This is a genomic window from Fulvivirga marina (assembly GCF_016775155.1).
GTDB classification, from domain to species: Bacteria; Bacteroidota; Bacteroidia; order Cytophagales; family Cyclobacteriaceae; genus Fulvivirga; species Fulvivirga marina.
In genome coordinates this window covers 28,612-46,905 of record NZ_JAEUGD010000031.1, presented here as the reverse complement: position 1 = coordinate 46,905, position 18,294 = coordinate 28,612, and the positions used below count along the sequence as shown (strand labels likewise).

Below are 18,294 nucleotides of genomic sequence, written 5' to 3'. Positions count from 1 at the left end.
TTCGATTTACAGCCTTTTATTTTTATACCTTGTATTTTGATTTGAGGAGCCTGCTTTGCAATGGTGTCAGAATCACAAAATTCTGTTGCTTTTTTGGTGATTTAAAGATATTTAAAAAATAAAAAAACAGGACGGAATTGGTTAATTTATATCTTTGTACCCGAAAATTTAATTCTCCTATGCAGTTAAAGTCCAACATCTCTTTTGATGATACCTCAGTAGCATTTGAGGCCAAGTCAAACAAAGCACTTAGAAAGGCTAATCTTATGTTTTCTGTAATGAACAACCCATTTGTGTCCAGGGTGGCTACAGGCTCAGTAAAGTTTGCACTCAAACTTCATCTTCCAATAAAAGGGCTAATAAAGAATACGGTTTTTGAGCATTTTTGCGGAGGAGAAAACATAGAGGACAGCCAGCATACTATCAATGAGCTTGCTACCTATCGAATAGGTACAATATTGGATTACTCTGTTGAAGGAGAGGAAAATGAGCATAGTTTTAATAATACTAAGGAAGAAATTCTTAAGACAATCACTAAGGCAAAGGAGTCCAGGCATATACCATTCTGTGTTTTCAAACCTACCGGACTGGGTAGTTCTACGCTTTTTCAGAAAATACAAGAAGGGAAAGAGCTGACTGAAAAGGAGAAAGCTGCATATGATCGAATTAGAAATCGAGTAAATGAAGTTTGTAAATATGCCTTTGAGTCAGGTGTACCTATTCTAATTGATGCTGAAGATTCATGGATACAGGACCCTATAGATGAGTTGGCAGCTGAGATGATGGAGAAATATAATCAACAAAGAGCTATAGTTTATAATACCTACCAGATGTATCGTGTAAATATGCTCGAAAATCTTCGTAAGGCCTTCCATTATGCAGCAATGAATAACTACTATTTAGGAGCAAAACTAGTAAGGGGAGCATACATGGAGAAAGAACGTGAAAGAGCAGAAGAAATGGGATACCCTAGCCCGATCCAGCCTACTAAAGATGCTACTGATAATCAGTTTAATCAGGCGTTAGCTTTTTGCATCGATAACAAACAACGGGTAAGCCTTGTGTGTGGTTCACATAACGAGTATAGCAACTATTACCTGGCGCTGCTTATGGAGAAGCATAGTATGAACAACGATGATCCGAGGGTTTATTTTGCGCAACTTTATGGAATGAGCGACAACATATCTTTCAACTTGGCTAAGGCTGGATATAATGTGGCTAAGTATGTTCCTTACGGTCCGATAAATTCTGTAATGCCTTATTTGTTCAGACGTGCGGAAGAAAATACTTCTGTGGCAGGTCAAAGCAGCCGGGAATTGTCTCTGATCAGAAAAGAACTGAAGAGAAGAGAAAACTAATAATCTGGAAACTTTGCTTTACTCCGTTGTTATGCGGAGTAAAGTGCTATTGGTTAAAACAATACCAATTCTAATATCTTTCATCTATCTTTGCGCCTTATTAAGTTTTAAAGGTAATTATAATACTATGCAGTTAAGCGAACAGGAAATCGTAAGACGAGAAGCCAGAAAAAAACTGGAAGAGTTGGGTATAGATCCATACCCGTCAGAGTTGTATAATGTTAATGTTTCTGCCAAGGAAATTCATGAAAACTATGAAAAGCAGAAGATTGACTATAAGAATATTTCCATTGCAGGTCGCTTAATGAGTAGAAGGATCATGGGTTCGGCTGCTTTTGCTGAAATTCAGGATTCTACAGGCCGTATCCAGATATACCTTAGAAGAGATGATATCTGTCCGGAGGAGGATAAAACTCTCTACAATACAGTGTTTAAAAAACTTCTTGATATTGGAGATATCATTGGAGTGAAAGGATACGTTTTTACTACGCAGACCGGTGAAATATCTATTCATGTTACTGAGCTAAAGGTGTTGTCAAAATCTTTGAAGCCACTTCCTGTAGTAAAAGAAACGAAAGATGAGGATGGAAATGTTGTGAAACATGATGCGTTTTCAGATCCTGAATTAAGGTATAGACAGCGTTATGTTGATTTAATTGTCAACTCACATGTAAAAGATGCTTTCGTTAAAAGGACTAAATTGGTCAACTCCATGAGAGAGTATCTTAATGACAGAGGCTATTTGGAAGTTGAGACACCAATACTTCAGCCACTATACGGAGGAGCTGCGGCAAAGCCTTTTAAAACACACCATAATACGCTTGATATGACTTTATACCTGCGTATTGCGAATGAATTATATTTAAAGAGATTGATCGTTGGAGGTTTTGACGGAGTTTATGAGTTTTCTAAAGACTTCAGAAATGAGGGGATGTCTAGGTTTCATAATCCGGAGTTTACTCAGGTTGAGTTGTATGTTGCTTATAAAGACTACAACTGGATGATGGATCTCGTGGAGGAGATGATAGAGAAAGTGGCAATGGATCTTCATGGTACTACTAAAGTACAAGTTGGTGAGAATGTGCTTGACTTTAAGAGGCCATGGAAGCGCTTTACCATGTTTGAGGCCATCGAACACTTTACTGGTATTGATATTTCTGAAATGGATGAGGCTGAGTTAAGGAAAACAGCTAAAGAGTTAGATGTGCCCATAGATGAAACCATGGGCAAAGGAAAGCTGATAGACGAGATTTTTGGTGAGAAGTGTGAAGGACAGCTAATACAACCCACTTTCATTACTGACTATCCGGTAGAAATGTCTCCTCTGGCTAAAAAGCACCGTTCTAAGGAAGGTTTGGTTGAGCGTTTTGAGGCTATTGCTAATGGTAAGGAAATATGTAATGCATTCTCAGAGCTGAATGATCCAATAGACCAGAGAAAGAGATTTGAAGAGCAGTTAGAACTGGGTAAGCGAGGGGATGAAGAGGCTATGACTCTCGATGAAGATTTCTTACGCGCATTGGAATATGGTATGCCGCCGACGGCTGGTCTAGGGGTTGGTATTGACAGGTTGAGTATGATTATGACTAACTCAAACTCAATTCAGGATGTGCTTTTCTTTCCTCAGTTACGCCCTGAGAAGAAAGTTGAAGTGGCGACTGCAGAGGATTATAAAAATGCAGGAGTTAGAGAAGAGTTGATTCCAATCATGCAGAAGTTGGGTATTTCAACCATTAAGCAACTGAAAGAAGCAAACCCTAATAAGCTTTTTAATGACGTTTGTGGCATGAGAAAGAAAATGAAGTTGGAAGGTGTGAAAAATCCGGATATCGAAGAGGTTAAGAGCTGGACTGAAGAATAAAATCAGCATATTATATATTCGAAGAGCAGCTTTCGTGATAAAGCTGCTCTTTTTTTGCTTGTTATTTATATGAATAGGTCAAGCCCCATTTGCTCAAAGTGAAGTGTTAATTGTCGTAGAAACTTCTGGTTCTGTTGAGCTTCAGGTCTTGTAGTAAAGACGATTTTACCCTGATAACGAAGTTATAGTTGGTGTATGCCCCAAAAGGTGTCCAGTTAAGATTCATCTCCCAGCAATGTAAATCTCTGGAAATCCCCAAGGTAGTTGGTGTTACATCTTTTTTCTCAAAGTCGTATCCGGTATTAAATGTTACTTTCCATTTATCGGTTAACGAAAAGTCTCCGGAAAGCCTGAGGGTCTGAGTAATTAGTGCATCCTTAAAGCCTTGCTTGGAATAGTTTAAACTGTAGTTAACCCGTAAATTCCATGGTATGCTAAAGTCAACATATGTGCTGGGGTCATTGAGCAGGAACTGCTTATCTTGCTCGTTAAGACCTGAGTCATTAATTCTATCTGTTGTTTTTGCATCCTTTTCCCTTCCCCTTGCACTTAAATTGGTGCTCAAAGCAATGGATGCACTGGAAAGTTGACCAATACCCTGTCCATTATTCCAGGTATATCTATCAATGCGGTGTTGATAGTAAATAGTAGACTGGTCTCTAGAGTTTACTGTCGTACTGTCTAATATCCACACATATGGATTGATACTTCCGTTGACATTGATGTTGAGCTTTTTGTTGAAGACCGAAGTGTTCGCCCTTAGGCTAATATTGGATAGCTTGAAGGAATCAGCAACGATATTATAAGAAGTACTCAGTCCAAAGTTGTTGAGTATGGGGACTTTCACAGCCTGATCCACAGTGTCTTTTTTTGAGTCCACTTTCATTTCAAGTGTGTTATTTATGGAAAGTCCTATGCTTCCGCTTTCCCCTATGGAAGGGCCACCATAAACAAAGCCCTGATACTTTGATTTAACAATTTCCTCACCTGCTCTCTCACCTTCCTGAATTACTACCCGGTCAAAATATCCATATTTCTCATCACTGAAATCAGGTCGGTATGAGAATGATAAACTTGGGTTCATTACATGTCTTATGGCCTTTATACGGCCTTTCTTGAAAAAATGTGTTCCATATAGCCTTGTATTAAACCCTGTGCTAAGGCTGTAGGAGTAAACCCTGTTGAAGCCATTGAGTGTGTCGATAACAATTGCATTATTAACATTGTCAGGGTCCAGCCCCCAAAGTAGCTTTTCGAAGTACCACTTTTCTTCATAGCTAATTGATGGAGTTGCTGTAAAATACTTAAATACCTTAAAAGATGTGCTAAGGGGAACGGTATGTTTAAAACCCTTTTCAGAATTTTTCAGGAAAGTGCCAAAAGTGTCAAAGTTAAGAGGAGCAATACTATCCTGTGATGCATCGGAGCCTATTCTTCCCAGATTGTTTGTTACTTCATTGGTTCCGGCCAGTGTATATCTTACATTTATCTTGTCTATCCATGAATTTGAGCTTCCTGATTTTCCTCTAAATGGATAAACGTTAGCCATGTTAAAGGTTAAAGAAGGTAACAATAAGTCTACCTGTCTTGTGGATACGTCCTGGTTGTGGCGCATGCTTAGACCCATAGAGAAAGGTGTGCCCTGGAATGTTTTTGAGTAGGAAATGTTCGAGCTCAACTTTCTGGTAAAGTTGTTTAACCTTTGATTGCTTTGATCAACATCAAATCCCAGATAATTGTTCTGGTTGTAGGTGGAGGTTGCGGCGTTCACTGAAGCTGAAAACCTACTTGTTCCTTTAGATTCAGGTGAATGGCTCCAGGTAAGGCGGTAGTCATTGCTTGAACTCTTGTCTTCTATATTATCTGAAGCTTTGAGTTTAGTGTAGGTGAAATTGAAATTTCCATTATAGGAATATCTTTTTTTGTAGACGGTATTCAGATCCAGACCGTGTCCTCCTTTAGAGTAGATGTCACCTCTCAGGGTAGCCTTTACATATTCGTTAATGTCAAAAAAGTATCCTCCACCTCTGAGAAAAAAGCCCCTTCTTCTTTCTTCACCATATGTTGGTATTATTATGCCTGATGAAGCTTCGTTTTTAGCGGGAAACATACCAAAGAAAAAACCTAAAGGAGTAGGTACATCGTTGATTTCCAGGTGGAATGGCCCTGAAACAATCTTGTCATCTGGGATGGCCTTCGTTCTCTTGGCTCTTATTCGGTAATGAGGCTCTGCCAGGTCGCAGGTGGTGTATGAGTTGTTTATACTGAAAAGTTCATTTCGAGAGTTTTTAAATACAGTCTCACCATGTAGGTAGCCTTCACCCTGTTGGGTAACTACTTCGGTTATTCTTGCTCTACCTGTTTTGAAGTTGTAGGTAATGTCTTTGGTCTCATAAACCTCGGTCCCATTTTTAAATATAGGATAGCCGACCTTTCTCCCTAATGAATCTTTTCGCCCATGAGCGGTGAGTGTATTTTTGTTGTAATCTATTACAATATGGTTGGCTTCAAGCTTTATTGCACCATAGTCAATTTTGGCATCTCCGTATAACTTCACGATCTTTGAATCCACGGAAAAATTAATGGAATCTCTGGCAGAGTAATTGATGGTAGTCTCAATATCACTGTCAGGTGCCGGTGGAGTAATGGCAGAGTCAGTAGATGAAGAGTCTGTAACTATTGTAGTGCTATCACTGTTAATGGTAGTATCAGCAGCTATGGTTTGTTTGCCTAGTAGTTCCTTACTGGAATTTATATTTTTTTCAGGATTTTGAGCGTAACCTATAGAGATGAAAAACCAAAAAAAACAAAGTAAACTATACTTCGAAAAGCCGCATGATTCCAATTTATATAACGTATTTTTCGGTTTTAGAGAAAAATTTACAATTTTGCGTAAAGTTATCGGAATAACTTTTAAGAAGCGAAAGATTGTGAAGAATATTGCCATTGTATTCCTTCTCCTAGCAATAACCTTGCTAACTTCTTCAAGCGGGCATAGACGATCAGATTTTACGGTAAAGACTGTTGTTATAGATGCCGGCCATGGAGGTCATGACCCTGGAACACACGGTCAGTTTAGCGAAGAAAAGGACATAGCGCTCGATGTAGCACTGCAGCTGGGGAAATATATCAAGGAATACCTGCCTGATGTAAAGGTTGTCTATACCAGAAAGGATGACAATTTTGTTGAACTTGAACAAAGAGCACATATAGCTAATAAAAATCATGCGGATGTATTCATCTCCATACATGTAAATGCAGTAGGTAAGAGTAGTATCTATGGTACTGAAACTTACGTTATGGGACCACATAAATCAGAGGGCAATCTGGATGTAGCTAAACGCGAAAATTCAGTAATTCTATATGAAGAAGGGTATGAGGAAAAGTACGAAGGTTTCGATCCGAACTCTCCTGAATCACATATCTTATTTTCTCTCACTCAGAGTGCATATATTGAAAATAGTTTGTACCTAGCAAGTAATATTGAAAATCAGTTTGGTAAACGGGCAGGTAGAAAGAGCAGAGGAGTTAAGCAGGCTGGTTTCTGGGTGCTATGGAGGACAGCCATGCCTAGTGTGTTGGTTGAAATAGGTTATTTGACAAATCCTAAAGAAGAAAAGGAACTTAATAATTCATCAATTAAAGCAAATATAGCCTCTGGAATTTTCAGGGCATTCAGAGATTACAAAAGCGATATAGAATCATTAAACTAATAACGAATAGGTGAAGGTATCAAAGGAATTCAAGGTTGGCTTGTTTATGGTGTTCAGCATTGCCATCCTTTATTTAGGATTTAATTACCTTAAAGGCATAGATTTTTTCTCTTCAAACGATAAGTACTATGCTATCTATGAAAACGTAGATGGTCTTAATGTTTCAAATCCCGTATTTGTAAATGGTTTTGTTGTTGGGCGAGTCAGCAGGATTTCACTCCTTCAGAATGAACAAAACAAAATTCTTGTTGAACTTGATCTTAGCGGTGATGTTATTCTTGGTGATTCGGCAATGGCAACGCTTACAGGTGATTTTTTGGGTAATAAATCCATTCTTCTAAGCACGGGTGATATTACCGACCCTCATCAGCCTGGAGATACTATAATTGCGGTGCTCGATAGGGGAATAGCTGATATACTGGCAGAAAGTGCTCAGCCAGTTGCGAACAGCCTCGAAGTTACTATAAAAAAGATCAACACAATTTTGGATAACCTTACCGGTAATAGTGATAAGCTTAACCGTATGATGGATGGTTTTCAAAAGACACCCATACTTCTAAACTCCACAATAGCAGGTACAAAGGAAAATCTTGATGAAATTACGGCTACCTTTGATCAGGTAGGAAAGGAACTCAACATAACACTAAAATCCAGCCGACCTATGCTAAACAATCTGGCTGTATTTAGTGATTCCCTAAAACGTCTGGAGCTCAATAAGACTATCAAAGAAGCTAATACCACACTAGCTAAATTGAATCAGACAATTGAGCGGTTTTCTAATAATGACGGTACCCTTGGTAAATTGATTAACAGTGATTCCTTATATGTTAACCTTAATAAAGCAGTTGAGAATCTGGATAAATTGTTAATCCATATGGACACTCAGCCGAAACACTTTTTTTCTCCTCTTGGCAAGAGTAAGAAGAAAATAGCCAAGGACAGAAGAAAAGCCGCAAAAAAGGAAGAAAAGGAAAACTAAGTGTTTCAAAGGACTGATTTTTATCCCTGATAACATAACTTGCGAAAAAAATTAAACCCCATAAGTTGAATGGATTTAGAATTCAATAAAAACGAAGATAGTGTTAAGCAACTATTGTATCAGCTGAAAATCAAAGTTCAAAAGACCCAAATGGGTGGTGGTGAAAAAAAGATAGAGGCCCATCACAAAAAAGGAAAACTAACAGCAAGAGAACGTATTAATTATTTGATTGATGAGGGGAGCGAATTTCTTGAAGTAGGAGTTCTGGCCGGAGAAGGTATGTATCAGGATGTTGGGGGCTGCCCTTCCGGTGGTGTTGTTACCGGAATTGGTTACGTTCAAGGCAGGCAGTGTATGATTGTCGCTAATGACGCGACGGTAAAGGCTGGGGCTTGGTTTCCGATTACGGCAAAGAAGAATCTTCGAGCGCAGGAAATTGCCATGGAGAATCGCCTGCCTATAATATATCTTGTAGATAGTGCGGGTGTATTTCTTCCTATGCAAAATGAGATATTTCCTGATAAAGAGCACTTTGGAAGACAGTTTAGAAACAATGCAAAAATGTCTTCTATGGGTATTGTGCAAATAGCGGCTATTATGGGTAGCTGTGTAGCCGGAGGAGCTTATCTGCCTATCATGTCGGATGAGGCAATGATAGTTGATAAAACAGGTTCTATCTTCTTGGCTGGTTCATATCTGGTAAAGGCAGCCGTAGGAGAAGATATTGATAATGAAACTCTTGGGGGAGCTACTACGCATTGCGAAATTTCCGGGGTTACAGATAACAAATTTGAAAGTGACGAAGCATGTCTTGATTATATCAAGTCAATTTTCAATAAAATAGGTCATGATGAAAAGGCGGGGTTTGATCGTGTAGAGGCTGCCTTACCTAAAGAGAAGGCAGAAGAAATCTATGGTATTTTGCCTGCGGACAGGGTAAAGCCATATGACACAGTGGACATCATAAAAAGACTTGTAGATAACTCTGAGTTTGATGAATACAAAGAGCTTTATGGAAAGACTATAGTTTGCGGATACGGGCGTATAGATGGCTGGGCAGTTGGAATAGTAGCTAATCAGCGTAAAGTGGTTAAGTCGAAAAAAGGAGAGATGCAGATGGGGGGAGTTATATATTCAGATGCTGCTGATAAGGCTGCCAGGTTCATTATGAACTGTAATCAACGTAAAATTCCATTGGTATTTTTGCAAGATGTGAGTGGTTTTATGGTTGGAAGTAAGGCGGAACATGGTGGTATCATAAAAGATGGTGCCAAAATGGTCAATGCGATGGCCAACTCTACCGTGCCGAAGTTTACTATTGTCATAGGTAACTCATATGGTGCAGGTAATTATGCTATGTGTGGCAAAGCATACGACCCCAGGCTGATTTATGCCTGGCCAACGGCGCAAATAGCGGTAATGAGTGGGGCCTCGGCTGCCAAAACACTTTTGCAGATCAAAGTGGCTACTTTAAAAGCTCAAGGTAAGGAGATCACTAAAGAAGAAGAAGATAATCTGCTTAAGGAGATTACCGATAAATACAATGAGGAGTTAAGCCCCTATTATGCAGCTGCACGTCTTTGGGTAGATGGTATTATCGATCCTTTAGAGACAAGAAAGGTGATTTCGATGGGTATTGAGGCTGCTAATCATGCTCCGGTAGATAAGTTTAATGTTGGAGTAATCCAAACCTGATAATATTCGGCTTGAAAATTGTTCTGAGTAGAATCATTACTTAATAAAGAATAAATTACTAAATTTTGGAACAGAAGGTTAAGGAAAGTAGTGCGCTACTTATCTCTTAACCTTTATTTTTCATTCATTACCAGCATATGGAAGAAAGCGAACTAAAGGCATTAGTATCTTTGCTTGATGATGAAGATGCTCAGATCATTTCCCATGTAGAGGAAAAAATCATTTCATTAGGTGAAGAAATTATTCCGTTTCTAGAAACAGAATGGGAGAGTAATCTTAATCCGTTAGTTCAGAGCAGGATAGAGGATTTAATCCATATACTTCAATTTGATATTCTTAAAAATAAGCTTGTAGCCTGGTTTGAAAAAGAAGATAACGACCTTTTGGAAGGTATGTGGTTGGTGGCTACTTATCAATACCCCGATCTGGAGCTTCAGAAGTTGAGGCAGGATTTGGAACAGATCTACTATGAGGCATGGCTGGAATTCAAAATTGATATACACCCTTATGATCAGGTAAAACTGCTGAATAGTGTCATATTTAGTAAGCTGAAATTTGGGGCAAATACTAAAAACTTCCATTCGCCTGGAAATTCAATGATCAATGTGGTGCTGGAAACAAGGAAGGGTAACCCTATATCTTTATGTGTACTCTACATGCTTGTAGCTCAAAAACTTAAAATGCCTGTATATGGGGTGAACTTGCCCAACCTTTTTATTCTCACCTTTAAGCCTGAGAGTGAGAATTTCTCTCAGTTTTATATCAATGCATTCAACAGGGGACTGATCTTCTCAAAGGAAGATATTGACAACTATATTGCAGAGTTGCGTATTAACCCTCAAGATACTTTTTATCAGCCCTGCAGTAATCAGGATATTGTCCTCAGGTCTTTGAGAAACCTTGTCAACTCATTCGATAAAATTGGTGATCATTCGAAATCAGAGGAGGTTAAAACCCTACTTCAATTAGTATCTAAAGGGAGTGACCTGGGACTTTAGCCTCTCTTTACCATACACCCAATAGGGCGGCCGCCTGATTTAGCAGGTTTTCCCTGTAACAGAAGATTGATGTTCTCCTTTAGATATTGCTCCTTTACGTCGGTAGCAACCTGAGGATTGTTATCTATTGCACCATTGTAAAAAATGGAGAAGCTTCCGTTATTTTTTAAAAGGAATACCTCAGGGCTTTTGCGTGCTCCAAACTGAGAGAGCACACTTTGATCTTTATCAGCTAAGTAAGGTACATTAAGCCCCCATGTTGATATTTTGTTAGCCATTTCTGCTTCCGACTCTTTGGCTTCCGTGTGCGAGTTTATGAGTATAAATTGTATGCCTTTACTTTTATATTCAGAGATTAACTGAGTGATACGTCCTTCATAATAAACGGCGTATGGACATACATTGCTGGTGAAAATCACCACAACACCTTTGGCAGTTTTATAGTCATCTAGGGAAACCTGCTTTTTTGTCTTAACATCTGTTAAGGTAAAGTTGTTGATTTTTTGTCCGAGAGCAGCCGTTGTTACAAATGCAATAAGACCTATAAATAATAAATTTCTCATGACGTTATACTTTGGCTATAGGTTAAAAGTCAGAATATAATCTTTTTCTATCCTAAATTCTAATTTATAGCTTTTCACAATATTGTTTACAATTACTTTGCCAACCGTATGTCCCCGATCACATAATTCAAAGTCTTCCACTGCCATCTGCTCTCTGAAATTGATGTGCTGATCACAAATTTTATAGAGTGTTTCCTTTGCGCACCAATAAATGCACAAGGCATTTATTTGATCACTTGCAGCGTTTAATTCGTGGTCAGATAAAAATTTGTGAGCGACTCTTCGAAGCTTTTCTTTGGGTTGCTCCAGGTCAATACCTATATCTTCGGTGCTATCTATGAGGGCGGCTACATATGGGTATGAATGTGACATAGATACTTCTGCCGTGCTTTCAATAAGAAAAGGTTTGCCATTGTTATTTTTTGTTAGCCCCTTGTAATAGATGCCCATAACTTTACAAAGACTTTTTATGCAGACCCTGCCTGCTAGCCATTCAAACTTCTTTTTATCACTTCTAAAACCCTCCAGAATACTTTTGTCGGTATCTGCCGGGTCTAGTAGCCTGGTTAATTCTTCGATACTCTCTTCAATATGCCATATCGCGAGATACCGGGTTGTATTTATTTCTTCTATTTTATGTATCGGCATTTGATAACTGACTGGAAAACTTGCTTCTTTGCTTTAAAATTAGATTTTAACTTGAAAACAACGATCGATGGGTAAAGTTAACGTTTCCAAACTCAAAACCTTCACTGGTCATAATGATTGTGTTTACACATTGGAAAGAACCCAATATGATCATATGTTTTTTTCAGGAGCAGGAGACGGTATGGTAGTGTTCTGGAACCTCATGGAGTCAGAAAACGGGCAGCTCATAGCCAAGTTACCTAATTCGGTTTATTCCCTTCATTATCTGAAAAATCAGAATTTGCTGGTGGCTGGACATAATTATGACGGTATCCACCTATTAGATTGGGAGAAGAAAGAGGAAGTAGGGTCTTTGAAGATGACAGATCACGCCATTTTTGACATAAACTCTTTTGAGAACCACTTATATGTTAGTGATGCCTCTGGTACGGTGACTGTGGTGGACTTGAAGAGTTTGCATGTGGTCTACAAAATTAACAATTCATTAAAAAGTGCTCGTGCCATTGCTATTAATGAGCAAAGTAGAGAGATGGCTGTAGGTTATAGTGATAATAAAGTGCGTATATTTAATTTGGATGATTATCAGCTTGTCAGGGAGCTTGAAGGTCATGAAAATTCGGTTTTCACAGTTAAATATTCGCCAGATGGTCAATTGCTTGTTACTGCTGGTCGAGATGCTCACCTGAAAATTTGGGATGTCCAGGCAGGCTATTTGGAGCTGGAAGATATTGTAGCGCATATGTATGCGATTAATAACCTTGATTTTAGTCCGGATGGTAAACATTTTGTAACTTGTAGCATGGATAAATCCATAAAAATCTGGGATACTCATGCTTTTAGGTTGTTGAAAGTAATAGACAAAGCGAGACATGCCGGGCACGGAACTTCGGTGAACAAACTGCTCTGGTCGTCGTACAAGGATTTATTGGTGAGTGCCAGTGATGACAGGGCAATATCGGTCTGGGATATTGAGTTTGATAGTTGAAAGTTGGTTTAATGATATGACATTATGAAGATTACACCATTAGAAATACGCCAAAAAACATTTGAGAAAGTTTTTCGAGGGTTAGACAAAGATGAGGTCAATGCTTTTTTGGTCACGATGTCTCAGGAGTGGGAGAAGCTGATTGATGAAAATAAAGAACTTAAAATAAAACTACAGGCCTCTGAAAAGGAGGTTGAAAAGCTTCGTGAAGTTGAAAATTCACTGTTCAAAACTCTGAAAACCGCGGAAGATACCGGGGCCAGTATGATTGATCAAGCCACTAAAACAGCGGAGCTTCATATGCGTGAAACTCAGATGAAGGCGGAAGCTGTTTTAAATGACGCCAAAAGCAAGGCAAAAGATATGATTGAGGAGGCCGAGATTAAGTCAAAGAATACCATTGATGAGATGGAGGACCAGATCCGCAGTATGGCCCAAGTATACAAGTTACTTGAGAATGTAAAAGATGATCTTGTCTCTGATATCAAGAGCTTTGCCAATGATGCATTACAGAAAGCTGATAGAGTCAAGTCTCAGGTTAAGAAATTTGATGTAGAGGCCGAGTTATTACGTGTAAAAAGAGAAGCAGTAGATAAGGCAGCAAAGACTTCTGTCAAACTTCAAAATAGTTATAAGGCCATTTCTGCTGAAGAGATTCCAGAGGTTGAAGAAAGTGCGGATGAGGAGCAACAGCAGGAAGAAACTGTAGTTGCAAATGCGGTAAAGGAGCCCCTGAAGCAAAAGCCTGGTGAATCCAAAGAGAGTAAGGTGAGTAAAGAAAGTACTTCATTTTTTGATGATATTGAGTAATGGGTAAAATATCCCTTGAAGGGTTGCTTTTCAAAGCCTATCATGGCTATTATGATGAGGAGAGGCAAAAAGGAAATAAGTTTGAAGTTAATATTTCTGTGAAAACTAACTTTGCGCATGCTTCAAAAAAGGATGAGTTAGAGGGGACAGTTGATTACGAGCAGTTATACGCAATTGTAAAGGATGAAATGGAACAACCCTCCAAGCTCCTTGAACATGTTGTGAATAGAATAATAACCAGGGTATTGGATGAGGTGCCGGCTGTTAAAAAGGTGAAAGTAAGCCTTTCGAAGTTTGATCCGCCTATAGGTGGTCAATGCAGAGCGGCAACTATAACAGTAAAAAAGAAAAGGTAAGCTTAATCCTGTTTATTTTCTTCAGGTTTTACAAAAGTGAAGCCCCGGGCATCAGAACCTTCATAAAAGTCTACTTCCAGCCCCAGTAAGTACATGGTATGTTTTTTTTCGACTATAACAGGTATGCCATTGACCTCGTACGCCAAATCTGTATCCTTCTTCTTGTCAAAACCCAACAAATAGTTGAACCCTGAGCATCCTCCACTTCCTTTTATACCGATGCGCAACGAATAACCTCCTGGTATATTTTTGTTGGTCATGATGTTACGAACCTCCTCTATGGCTTTGTCCGTAAGTGTTACTGGCTGAATACTATCTATCATATCTCTCTTTCTAAGAAAGTTTTACTCTTCTCCTGTAAACTTAAAAAACTTAGAATTAATTTCAGTACTTAATCATTTTGTGTCTGTTGGAAATGGCTAGTATCATGGCAAAGAACATTGCCGTACGTAGAGCAACCACGATTTTCCATCCATACCATTCGCTTGCAACAGGCGCGGGGTCGCCCATTACCACAAAATTGTTCCAGTAGTAAGGGTGGTGATAGATGGGAGGAGCATTTTTTAAGAAATCCAGCTTGGCATTGCGTAGCGCTACATCCTTTGGGTGACCATTGCTTAAATGTTTGTAAAAGTGCTTCATGAGCTCAGCAGTAGACTTGTCGTCCACGGCCCAGTGGCTCATAACCACAGAAGGGCTGCCCGCATAGGCAATTACCCCTTCTCCTTTTTGTAATTTTCCGCTTCCTGTATTACAAGCACTGAGTACTACCATTTGCGTATTCAGGCGCATGTTGTACAGCTCGAAGGTGTGGAGCATACCGTCTTCCAAAGTATCTTTTGAGGGTGCGAACAACAGCTTGGAGTACATGGGGTCTTCGTCGTCAATGATGGCATGCATGGCCAGGTGAGCGATGGGATAGTCTTTTATTTTTTCTTTGAATGCTGTTTCCGTGGCTTCTTCCCCTGTCAAATTATGATGGTCAAAATAGTTATTGAGGTGGAACACTTCCTGAAGGTTCGACTTTAATGGGGCCAGATCAGCAGTTTTTACAGAAGGAGTTAACTCTGAAGGAGCAAAAGCCAGGACCTGGGCTGAACTCACTGACTTTTTATGTTCATTGAACTTGAACATAGATGTGGCAGAATATCCATAGCTAATATTAAATTTTTTGAAGAGATAGGGTAAACTACGGTAGTCTTCTGCTTGTTTATGAACAGGTTGAGTTAATAGTGTTTCAAAAGGGATGAGTCCCAGTAAACCATCAGGTATTATTCTAAGGGTGTTGATCTTTGTAGTATCAATATTTTTAAGTGGGGTGGCCAGGATTTCTTTAAAGAGTTGATAGGCTGCTTTTGAATAATCCATGTAGGCTTGAGATGGGTTTTTAAGAGCAGAGTTGGTCAGTGTATTTCTAAGTTTTTCTATACGATCATATTTTACCAAGGGCATAGCCTGGAATGTGGCAGTGTCTTTTGTGATGGTAAATACATAGGTTTGATCATTCCCATTAAAATATTCTATCAATGCTTCATTAGACTTAAGTTTTTGTTGTACTTCTTCTATTGACAACACATCGAAATTGTATTTGAGGTTATAGTATTCGGGGTAGTTTTGTTCGAGGTGTGAGATTAGACTGTCATAGGATTTATGCTTATTGAATAATTTGTTTTGTACCTTATGAATCTCGGTTTGATTAGCATTGTTTTTTACTAATTCTATTTTTTTTGACTGTAGAAAACTTAGCTCCTTTTTTAAAATGGCTTCTTCAGTAATTAAGTCTTCGGATATGCCTAAGTATTTAACTGAAGAATAGTAGTATTGGGATTGGTGGATTGTACTAGCTTTTGTTATCTCGGATGTTAAATATGCTTCTGCGAGGTGAGACTTATTTAGAGATAAATTATATAGTGTAAAAAGTGTTCTTTGGTACGCCTCTATAATTCTATAATATTCTCCACTTTGAATAAGGCTTTCATTAATTCTATAACCAATATTTGACAGGTTAGATTGAGCAAGCATTTCTAATTTTGCAAATGCTCTCGCAAGTCTAATATAGGCCTTTGCGATTTGGGGGTGATTTGGATTTAGTAATTTGGTTTTAATATTGATATTATATTTGGCACATTCCAATTGTCTTTTATCATTGCCATTGAACTCATAACATAAACTCATCATTTCATAAATTTCACTTTAAAATATAGAATGACTCTTGTGGTGTTATTTAGATTCTTGAAGGCATTTGTTTCCAAAAAGGAAATTGCGCTATCCACACTATGGGTTACTCTCAAATAATTAGCTTTATGGATAAAGCATTGTAAAAGAGCTGTTTGATCTGAGTTAAATTGTTCATGAGCTAACTGTATTGCTTTGGAAATATGATGATCGGCACTATCATAAGGTCGTGTTATCTGAAAATTATATATTTGCCCAAGGGAAATATGAGCTTCAATAATTAAATGATTCCGTTGTGATAATGAGTTTAAAGCTTGTAGAAAATACCTTTTGCCAATAGTGTGTTAAACTCAAAATTTTCCCTTCCTCTATTCAAAAGAAAATGCCCATAATGCCTATTGTCCTTATCTATCATAAGCTCTACCCTGTCTAGTAGAACTTTCATAGAATCCGTTTGCATATCTGCTGCATAAACATCACAAATTCCCAATAAGCTGGCTATGTAGTCGTCCTTTGAGAGGGTGCCACGTTCTTTGTTCAGTGCTGCCGCTTTAGTGTAGGCTTCCTGACCTTCCTCATATTGATAATTACGCGCATAGCTCTTGCCCAACAGGTTGAGCAGTTTTATTTTTTGAGAGGGGTTGTTTTGATAGCGAGGGAGGACTTTTTTGATCAGTTGAATACATGAGTCAAACTGAGCGTGGCTGTAGTGATGGTCAAAAGACTTTAGATAGTCATTCTGTCCAAATGATGGGGGCGAGCTGTATGTAAATATGGCAAGAACAAAAACGAGCAAATAATACTTGAGCATATTGGCTTAAAGTCGTGGAATGCGTTAAAAAGCAGTTGAATTGCTGCAAATTTAGCGAATGATATGAACACTCCTTTCAGCTTTAAGGTTTCCTGAATTAAAAATTATTCAACTCTATTTGCCTTGCTCTTTCTATCTCTGAACATTGATCCTGATCGTTGGTTGATTAGGTTAGAAAATCTGGTTGTTGAAAGTTTGTAGTTCGGGGCGAAGCGGGTAAGGTTACTAAGACAATAGCGATCCAGATTGAATCTGATGTTCGTCCTGATCAGGTCAAAGAAAGGGAAGACCTACCGGGCGTACGGTATTTAGGTGAAAATCCAAAGTTGAAATCCACAGGATATTCGTAGACAAAGCTCTCATATTTTGTACAGTAAGTTATGGGGGCACCTATTATGCGCATGATCTCAAGGTGTCTGTACAATGTACTTCTTGATATGTTTAATCGTGTTGATAGCGATTCTGGTGAGCCAGTGCATTTTAATCTAATAAGCTGATCCAGTCGTTCGATATTATTAAGATATTGTTCGAATTTAAAAGCCATACTGTTTATCACTTAGTTTTAAAAGTAGTGCTTTTGATATGGAAAAGTAAACAGAGAGAGTGGTTCTATTTCGATATATTAATCTATTTCTTTCAAGAGATTATGGGCAAGCTCAGAATACATGCCATTTTGGTTGATGATGTTCCGAAGAAGTATCTTTAAGGGCTCTGATTGGTTGGCTTTAAGGTGAGCCATAGCCAGGTACCATTGGCTGTGTTGTGTCAAAATAGAGTCGTTGCTTATTTCTATCAATTTCTCGAAAGTAGTAATGGCTTTTTGAGTTTCATCTAGCTGGAGATAGCAATTGCCTAGGTATAAGTAGTAAGCCTGTTGGTCAGGGCTGGCTAAACTGGTAAGTTCATCTACGGCTTCCTGGTATTTCTCTTCACTATATAATTGAAGCGCTTTGCTTATCTTTTCCCCTTCACCTCTTTGAATCGTTACTGCTGGGTATGGTTCATAATAATTTATGAACTGATTACTTATAGGCTGGTTATTCATGTAAATGAAATACCCGATGGAGACAATCAATATGACAGAAGCCGCCGCCATCCATAGCCTTTTGGTATTACTGGTTTGTTGAGGTGTAGTAGGGATACGGGATGAAAAGCTTTTTAGATTGGCCTTTAGCTTAGCTTTTTCTTTAGCTTTAAGTGCGGCCACTATGTGCTTTTCATGAAGCACAGCTTCTTTAAATTCCGGGTTTTCCATAAGAAGGATAAAATCTTTCTTTTCGCCTTCGGTTAAAGTATCAGTAAGATACTTATCTATCAGGGCCCTATGTTTCTCTTCTTGCAT

General features: G+C 38.6%; 16 protein-coding genes. 9 read left to right on the top strand and 7 right to left on the bottom strand.

Features of this window, described 5'->3' with window-relative positions; all coding sequences use genetic code 11:
• The first annotated feature begins 179 nt into the window (after positions 1 to 179).
• A complete protein-coding gene (locus JMN32_RS09100; RefSeq protein ID WP_202856011.1) occupies positions 180 to 1,358 on the top strand; it encodes a proline dehydrogenase family protein in 1,179 nt (392 codons plus the stop codon).
• 127 nt (positions 1,359 to 1,485) lie between these two features.
• On the top strand, positions 1,486 to 3,219 hold the full coding sequence (gene lysS / locus JMN32_RS09095) for a lysine--tRNA ligase (protein WP_202856010.1): 1,734 nt from the start codon (positions 1,486 to 1,488) through the stop codon (positions 3,217 to 3,219).
• Between the two features lie 106 nt (positions 3,220 to 3,325).
• Here the strand turns inward: lysS and JMN32_RS09090 are convergent, their stop codons facing one another.
• The gene (locus tag JMN32_RS09090) at positions 3,326 to 6,064 is read right to left on the bottom strand and encodes a putative LPS assembly protein LptD (RefSeq protein ID WP_202856009.1); all 2,739 of its coding nucleotides are present in this window, start codon (positions 6,062 to 6,064) and stop codon (positions 3,326 to 3,328) included.
• 43 nt (positions 6,065 to 6,107) lie between these two features.
• On the opposite strand from JMN32_RS09090, the gene JMN32_RS09085 reads away from it, so the two are divergent.
• From JMN32_RS09085 to JMN32_RS09070, 4 genes are all read left to right on the top strand, one after another.
• Positions 6,108 to 6,932, top strand: coding sequence for an N-acetylmuramoyl-L-alanine amidase family protein (locus JMN32_RS09085; protein WP_238354404.1), 825 nt, complete (start codon positions 6,108 to 6,110; stop codon positions 6,930 to 6,932).
• A 10-nt stretch (positions 6,933 to 6,942) separates the two neighbouring features.
• Positions 6,943 to 7,911 (top strand): MlaD family protein, encoded by a 969-nt coding sequence (locus JMN32_RS09080; protein WP_202856007.1) that lies wholly within the window; start codon positions 6,943 to 6,945, stop codon positions 7,909 to 7,911.
• Between the two features lie 69 nt (positions 7,912 to 7,980).
• A complete protein-coding gene (locus JMN32_RS09075) occupies positions 7,981 to 9,606 on the top strand; it encodes an acyl-CoA carboxylase subunit beta (RefSeq protein WP_202856006.1) in 1,626 nt (541 codons plus the stop codon).
• 137 nt (positions 9,607 to 9,743) lie between these two features.
• Positions 9,744 to 10,604 (top strand): transglutaminase-like domain-containing protein, encoded by an 861-nt coding sequence (locus tag JMN32_RS09070; RefSeq protein WP_202856005.1) that lies wholly within the window; start codon positions 9,744 to 9,746, stop codon positions 10,602 to 10,604.
• Here JMN32_RS09070 and JMN32_RS09065 read toward each other — a convergent pair.
• Together JMN32_RS09065 and JMN32_RS09060 are read right to left on the bottom strand one after the other, a co-directional pair.
• Positions 10,601 to 11,167, bottom strand: a complete 567-nt coding sequence (locus tag JMN32_RS09065; protein ID WP_202856004.1) for a redoxin domain-containing protein — start codon at positions 11,165 to 11,167, stop codon at positions 10,601 to 10,603. The two genes, JMN32_RS09070 and JMN32_RS09065, sit on opposite strands and share 4 nt — an antisense overlap.
• Before the next feature lie 15 nt (positions 11,168 to 11,182).
• Positions 11,183 to 11,815, bottom strand: coding sequence for a 4'-phosphopantetheinyl transferase family protein (locus JMN32_RS09060; RefSeq protein WP_202856003.1), 633 nt, complete (start codon positions 11,813 to 11,815; stop codon positions 11,183 to 11,185).
• 67 nt (positions 11,816 to 11,882) lie between these two features.
• On the opposite strand from JMN32_RS09060, the gene JMN32_RS09055 reads away from it, so the two are divergent.
• The 3 genes from JMN32_RS09055 to folB are packed head-to-tail and all read left to right on the top strand — an operon-like array spanning position 11,883 to position 13,966.
• Positions 11,883 to 12,800 carry a WD40 repeat domain-containing protein gene (locus tag JMN32_RS09055; protein WP_202856002.1) on the top strand — a complete coding sequence of 306 codons (918 nt, stop codon included), beginning with the start codon at positions 11,883 to 11,885 and terminating at the stop codon, positions 12,798 to 12,800.
• 24 nt (positions 12,801 to 12,824) lie between these two features.
• Positions 12,825 to 13,610 carry a DivIVA domain-containing protein gene (locus tag JMN32_RS09050; RefSeq protein ID WP_202856001.1) on the top strand — a complete coding sequence of 262 codons (786 nt, stop codon included), beginning with the start codon at positions 12,825 to 12,827 and terminating at the stop codon, positions 13,608 to 13,610.
• Entirely contained in the window at positions 13,610 to 13,966 is a 357-nt protein-coding gene (gene folB / locus JMN32_RS09045; RefSeq protein WP_202856000.1) for a dihydroneopterin aldolase, read from the top strand. Before JMN32_RS09050 ends, folB begins: the two co-directional genes overlap by 1 nt.
• A gap of 2 nt (positions 13,967 to 13,968) precedes the next feature.
• Here the strand turns inward: folB and JMN32_RS09040 are convergent, their stop codons facing one another.
• The 4 genes from JMN32_RS09040 to JMN32_RS09020 form a co-directional block, all read right to left on the bottom strand.
• Positions 13,969 to 14,289 (bottom strand): HesB/IscA family protein, encoded by a 321-nt coding sequence (locus tag JMN32_RS09040; RefSeq protein WP_202855999.1) that lies wholly within the window; start codon positions 14,287 to 14,289, stop codon positions 13,969 to 13,971.
• A 61-nt stretch (positions 14,290 to 14,350) separates the two neighbouring features.
• On the bottom strand, positions 14,351 to 16,144 hold the full coding sequence (locus JMN32_RS09035; RefSeq protein ID WP_202855998.1) for a CHAT domain-containing protein: 1,794 nt from the start codon (positions 16,142 to 16,144) through the stop codon (positions 14,351 to 14,353).
• 304 nt (positions 16,145 to 16,448) lie between these two features.
• Positions 16,449 to 16,952 carry a hypothetical protein gene (locus tag JMN32_RS09030; RefSeq protein WP_202855997.1) on the bottom strand — a complete coding sequence of 168 codons (504 nt, stop codon included), beginning with the start codon at positions 16,950 to 16,952 and terminating at the stop codon, positions 16,449 to 16,451.
• 622 nt (positions 16,953 to 17,574) lie between these two features.
• On the bottom strand, positions 17,575 to 18,294 hold the full coding sequence (locus tag JMN32_RS09020; RefSeq protein ID WP_202855995.1) for a tetratricopeptide repeat protein: 720 nt from the start codon (positions 18,292 to 18,294) through the stop codon (positions 17,575 to 17,577).

Coding starts and splice junctions, on each gene's coding strand:
- folB (WP_202856000.1), top strand. CDS start 13,610: ATGGGTAAAATATCCCTTGAAGGGTTGCTTTTCAAAGCCTATCATGGC.
- JMN32_RS09020 (WP_202855995.1), bottom strand. CDS start 18,294: ATGCAAGAAGAGAAACATAGGGCCCTGATAGATAAGTATCTTACTGAT.
- JMN32_RS09060 (WP_202856003.1), bottom strand. CDS start 11,815: ATGCCGATACATAAAATAGAAGAAATAAATACAACCCGGTATCTCGCG.
- JMN32_RS09100 (WP_202856011.1), top strand. CDS start 180: ATGCAGTTAAAGTCCAACATCTCTTTTGATGATACCTCAGTAGCATTT.
- JMN32_RS09075 (WP_202856006.1), top strand. CDS start 7,981: ATGGATTTAGAATTCAATAAAAACGAAGATAGTGTTAAGCAACTATTG.
- JMN32_RS09070 (WP_202856005.1), top strand. CDS start 9,744: ATGGAAGAAAGCGAACTAAAGGCATTAGTATCTTTGCTTGATGATGAA.
- JMN32_RS09040 (WP_202855999.1), bottom strand. CDS start 14,289: ATGATAGATAGTATTCAGCCAGTAACACTTACGGACAAAGCCATAGAG.
- lysS (WP_202856010.1), top strand. CDS start 1,486: ATGCAGTTAAGCGAACAGGAAATCGTAAGACGAGAAGCCAGAAAAAAA.
- JMN32_RS09055 (WP_202856002.1), top strand. CDS start 11,883: ATGGGTAAAGTTAACGTTTCCAAACTCAAAACCTTCACTGGTCATAAT.
- JMN32_RS09050 (WP_202856001.1), top strand. CDS start 12,825: ATGAAGATTACACCATTAGAAATACGCCAAAAAACATTTGAGAAAGTT.
- JMN32_RS09030 (WP_202855997.1), bottom strand. CDS start 16,952: ATGCTCAAGTATTATTTGCTCGTTTTTGTTCTTGCCATATTTACATAC.
- JMN32_RS09035 (WP_202855998.1), bottom strand. CDS start 16,144: ATGATGAGTTTATGTTATGAGTTCAATGGCAATGATAAAAGACAATTG.
- JMN32_RS09065 (WP_202856004.1), bottom strand. CDS start 11,167: ATGAGAAATTTATTATTTATAGGTCTTATTGCATTTGTAACAACGGCT.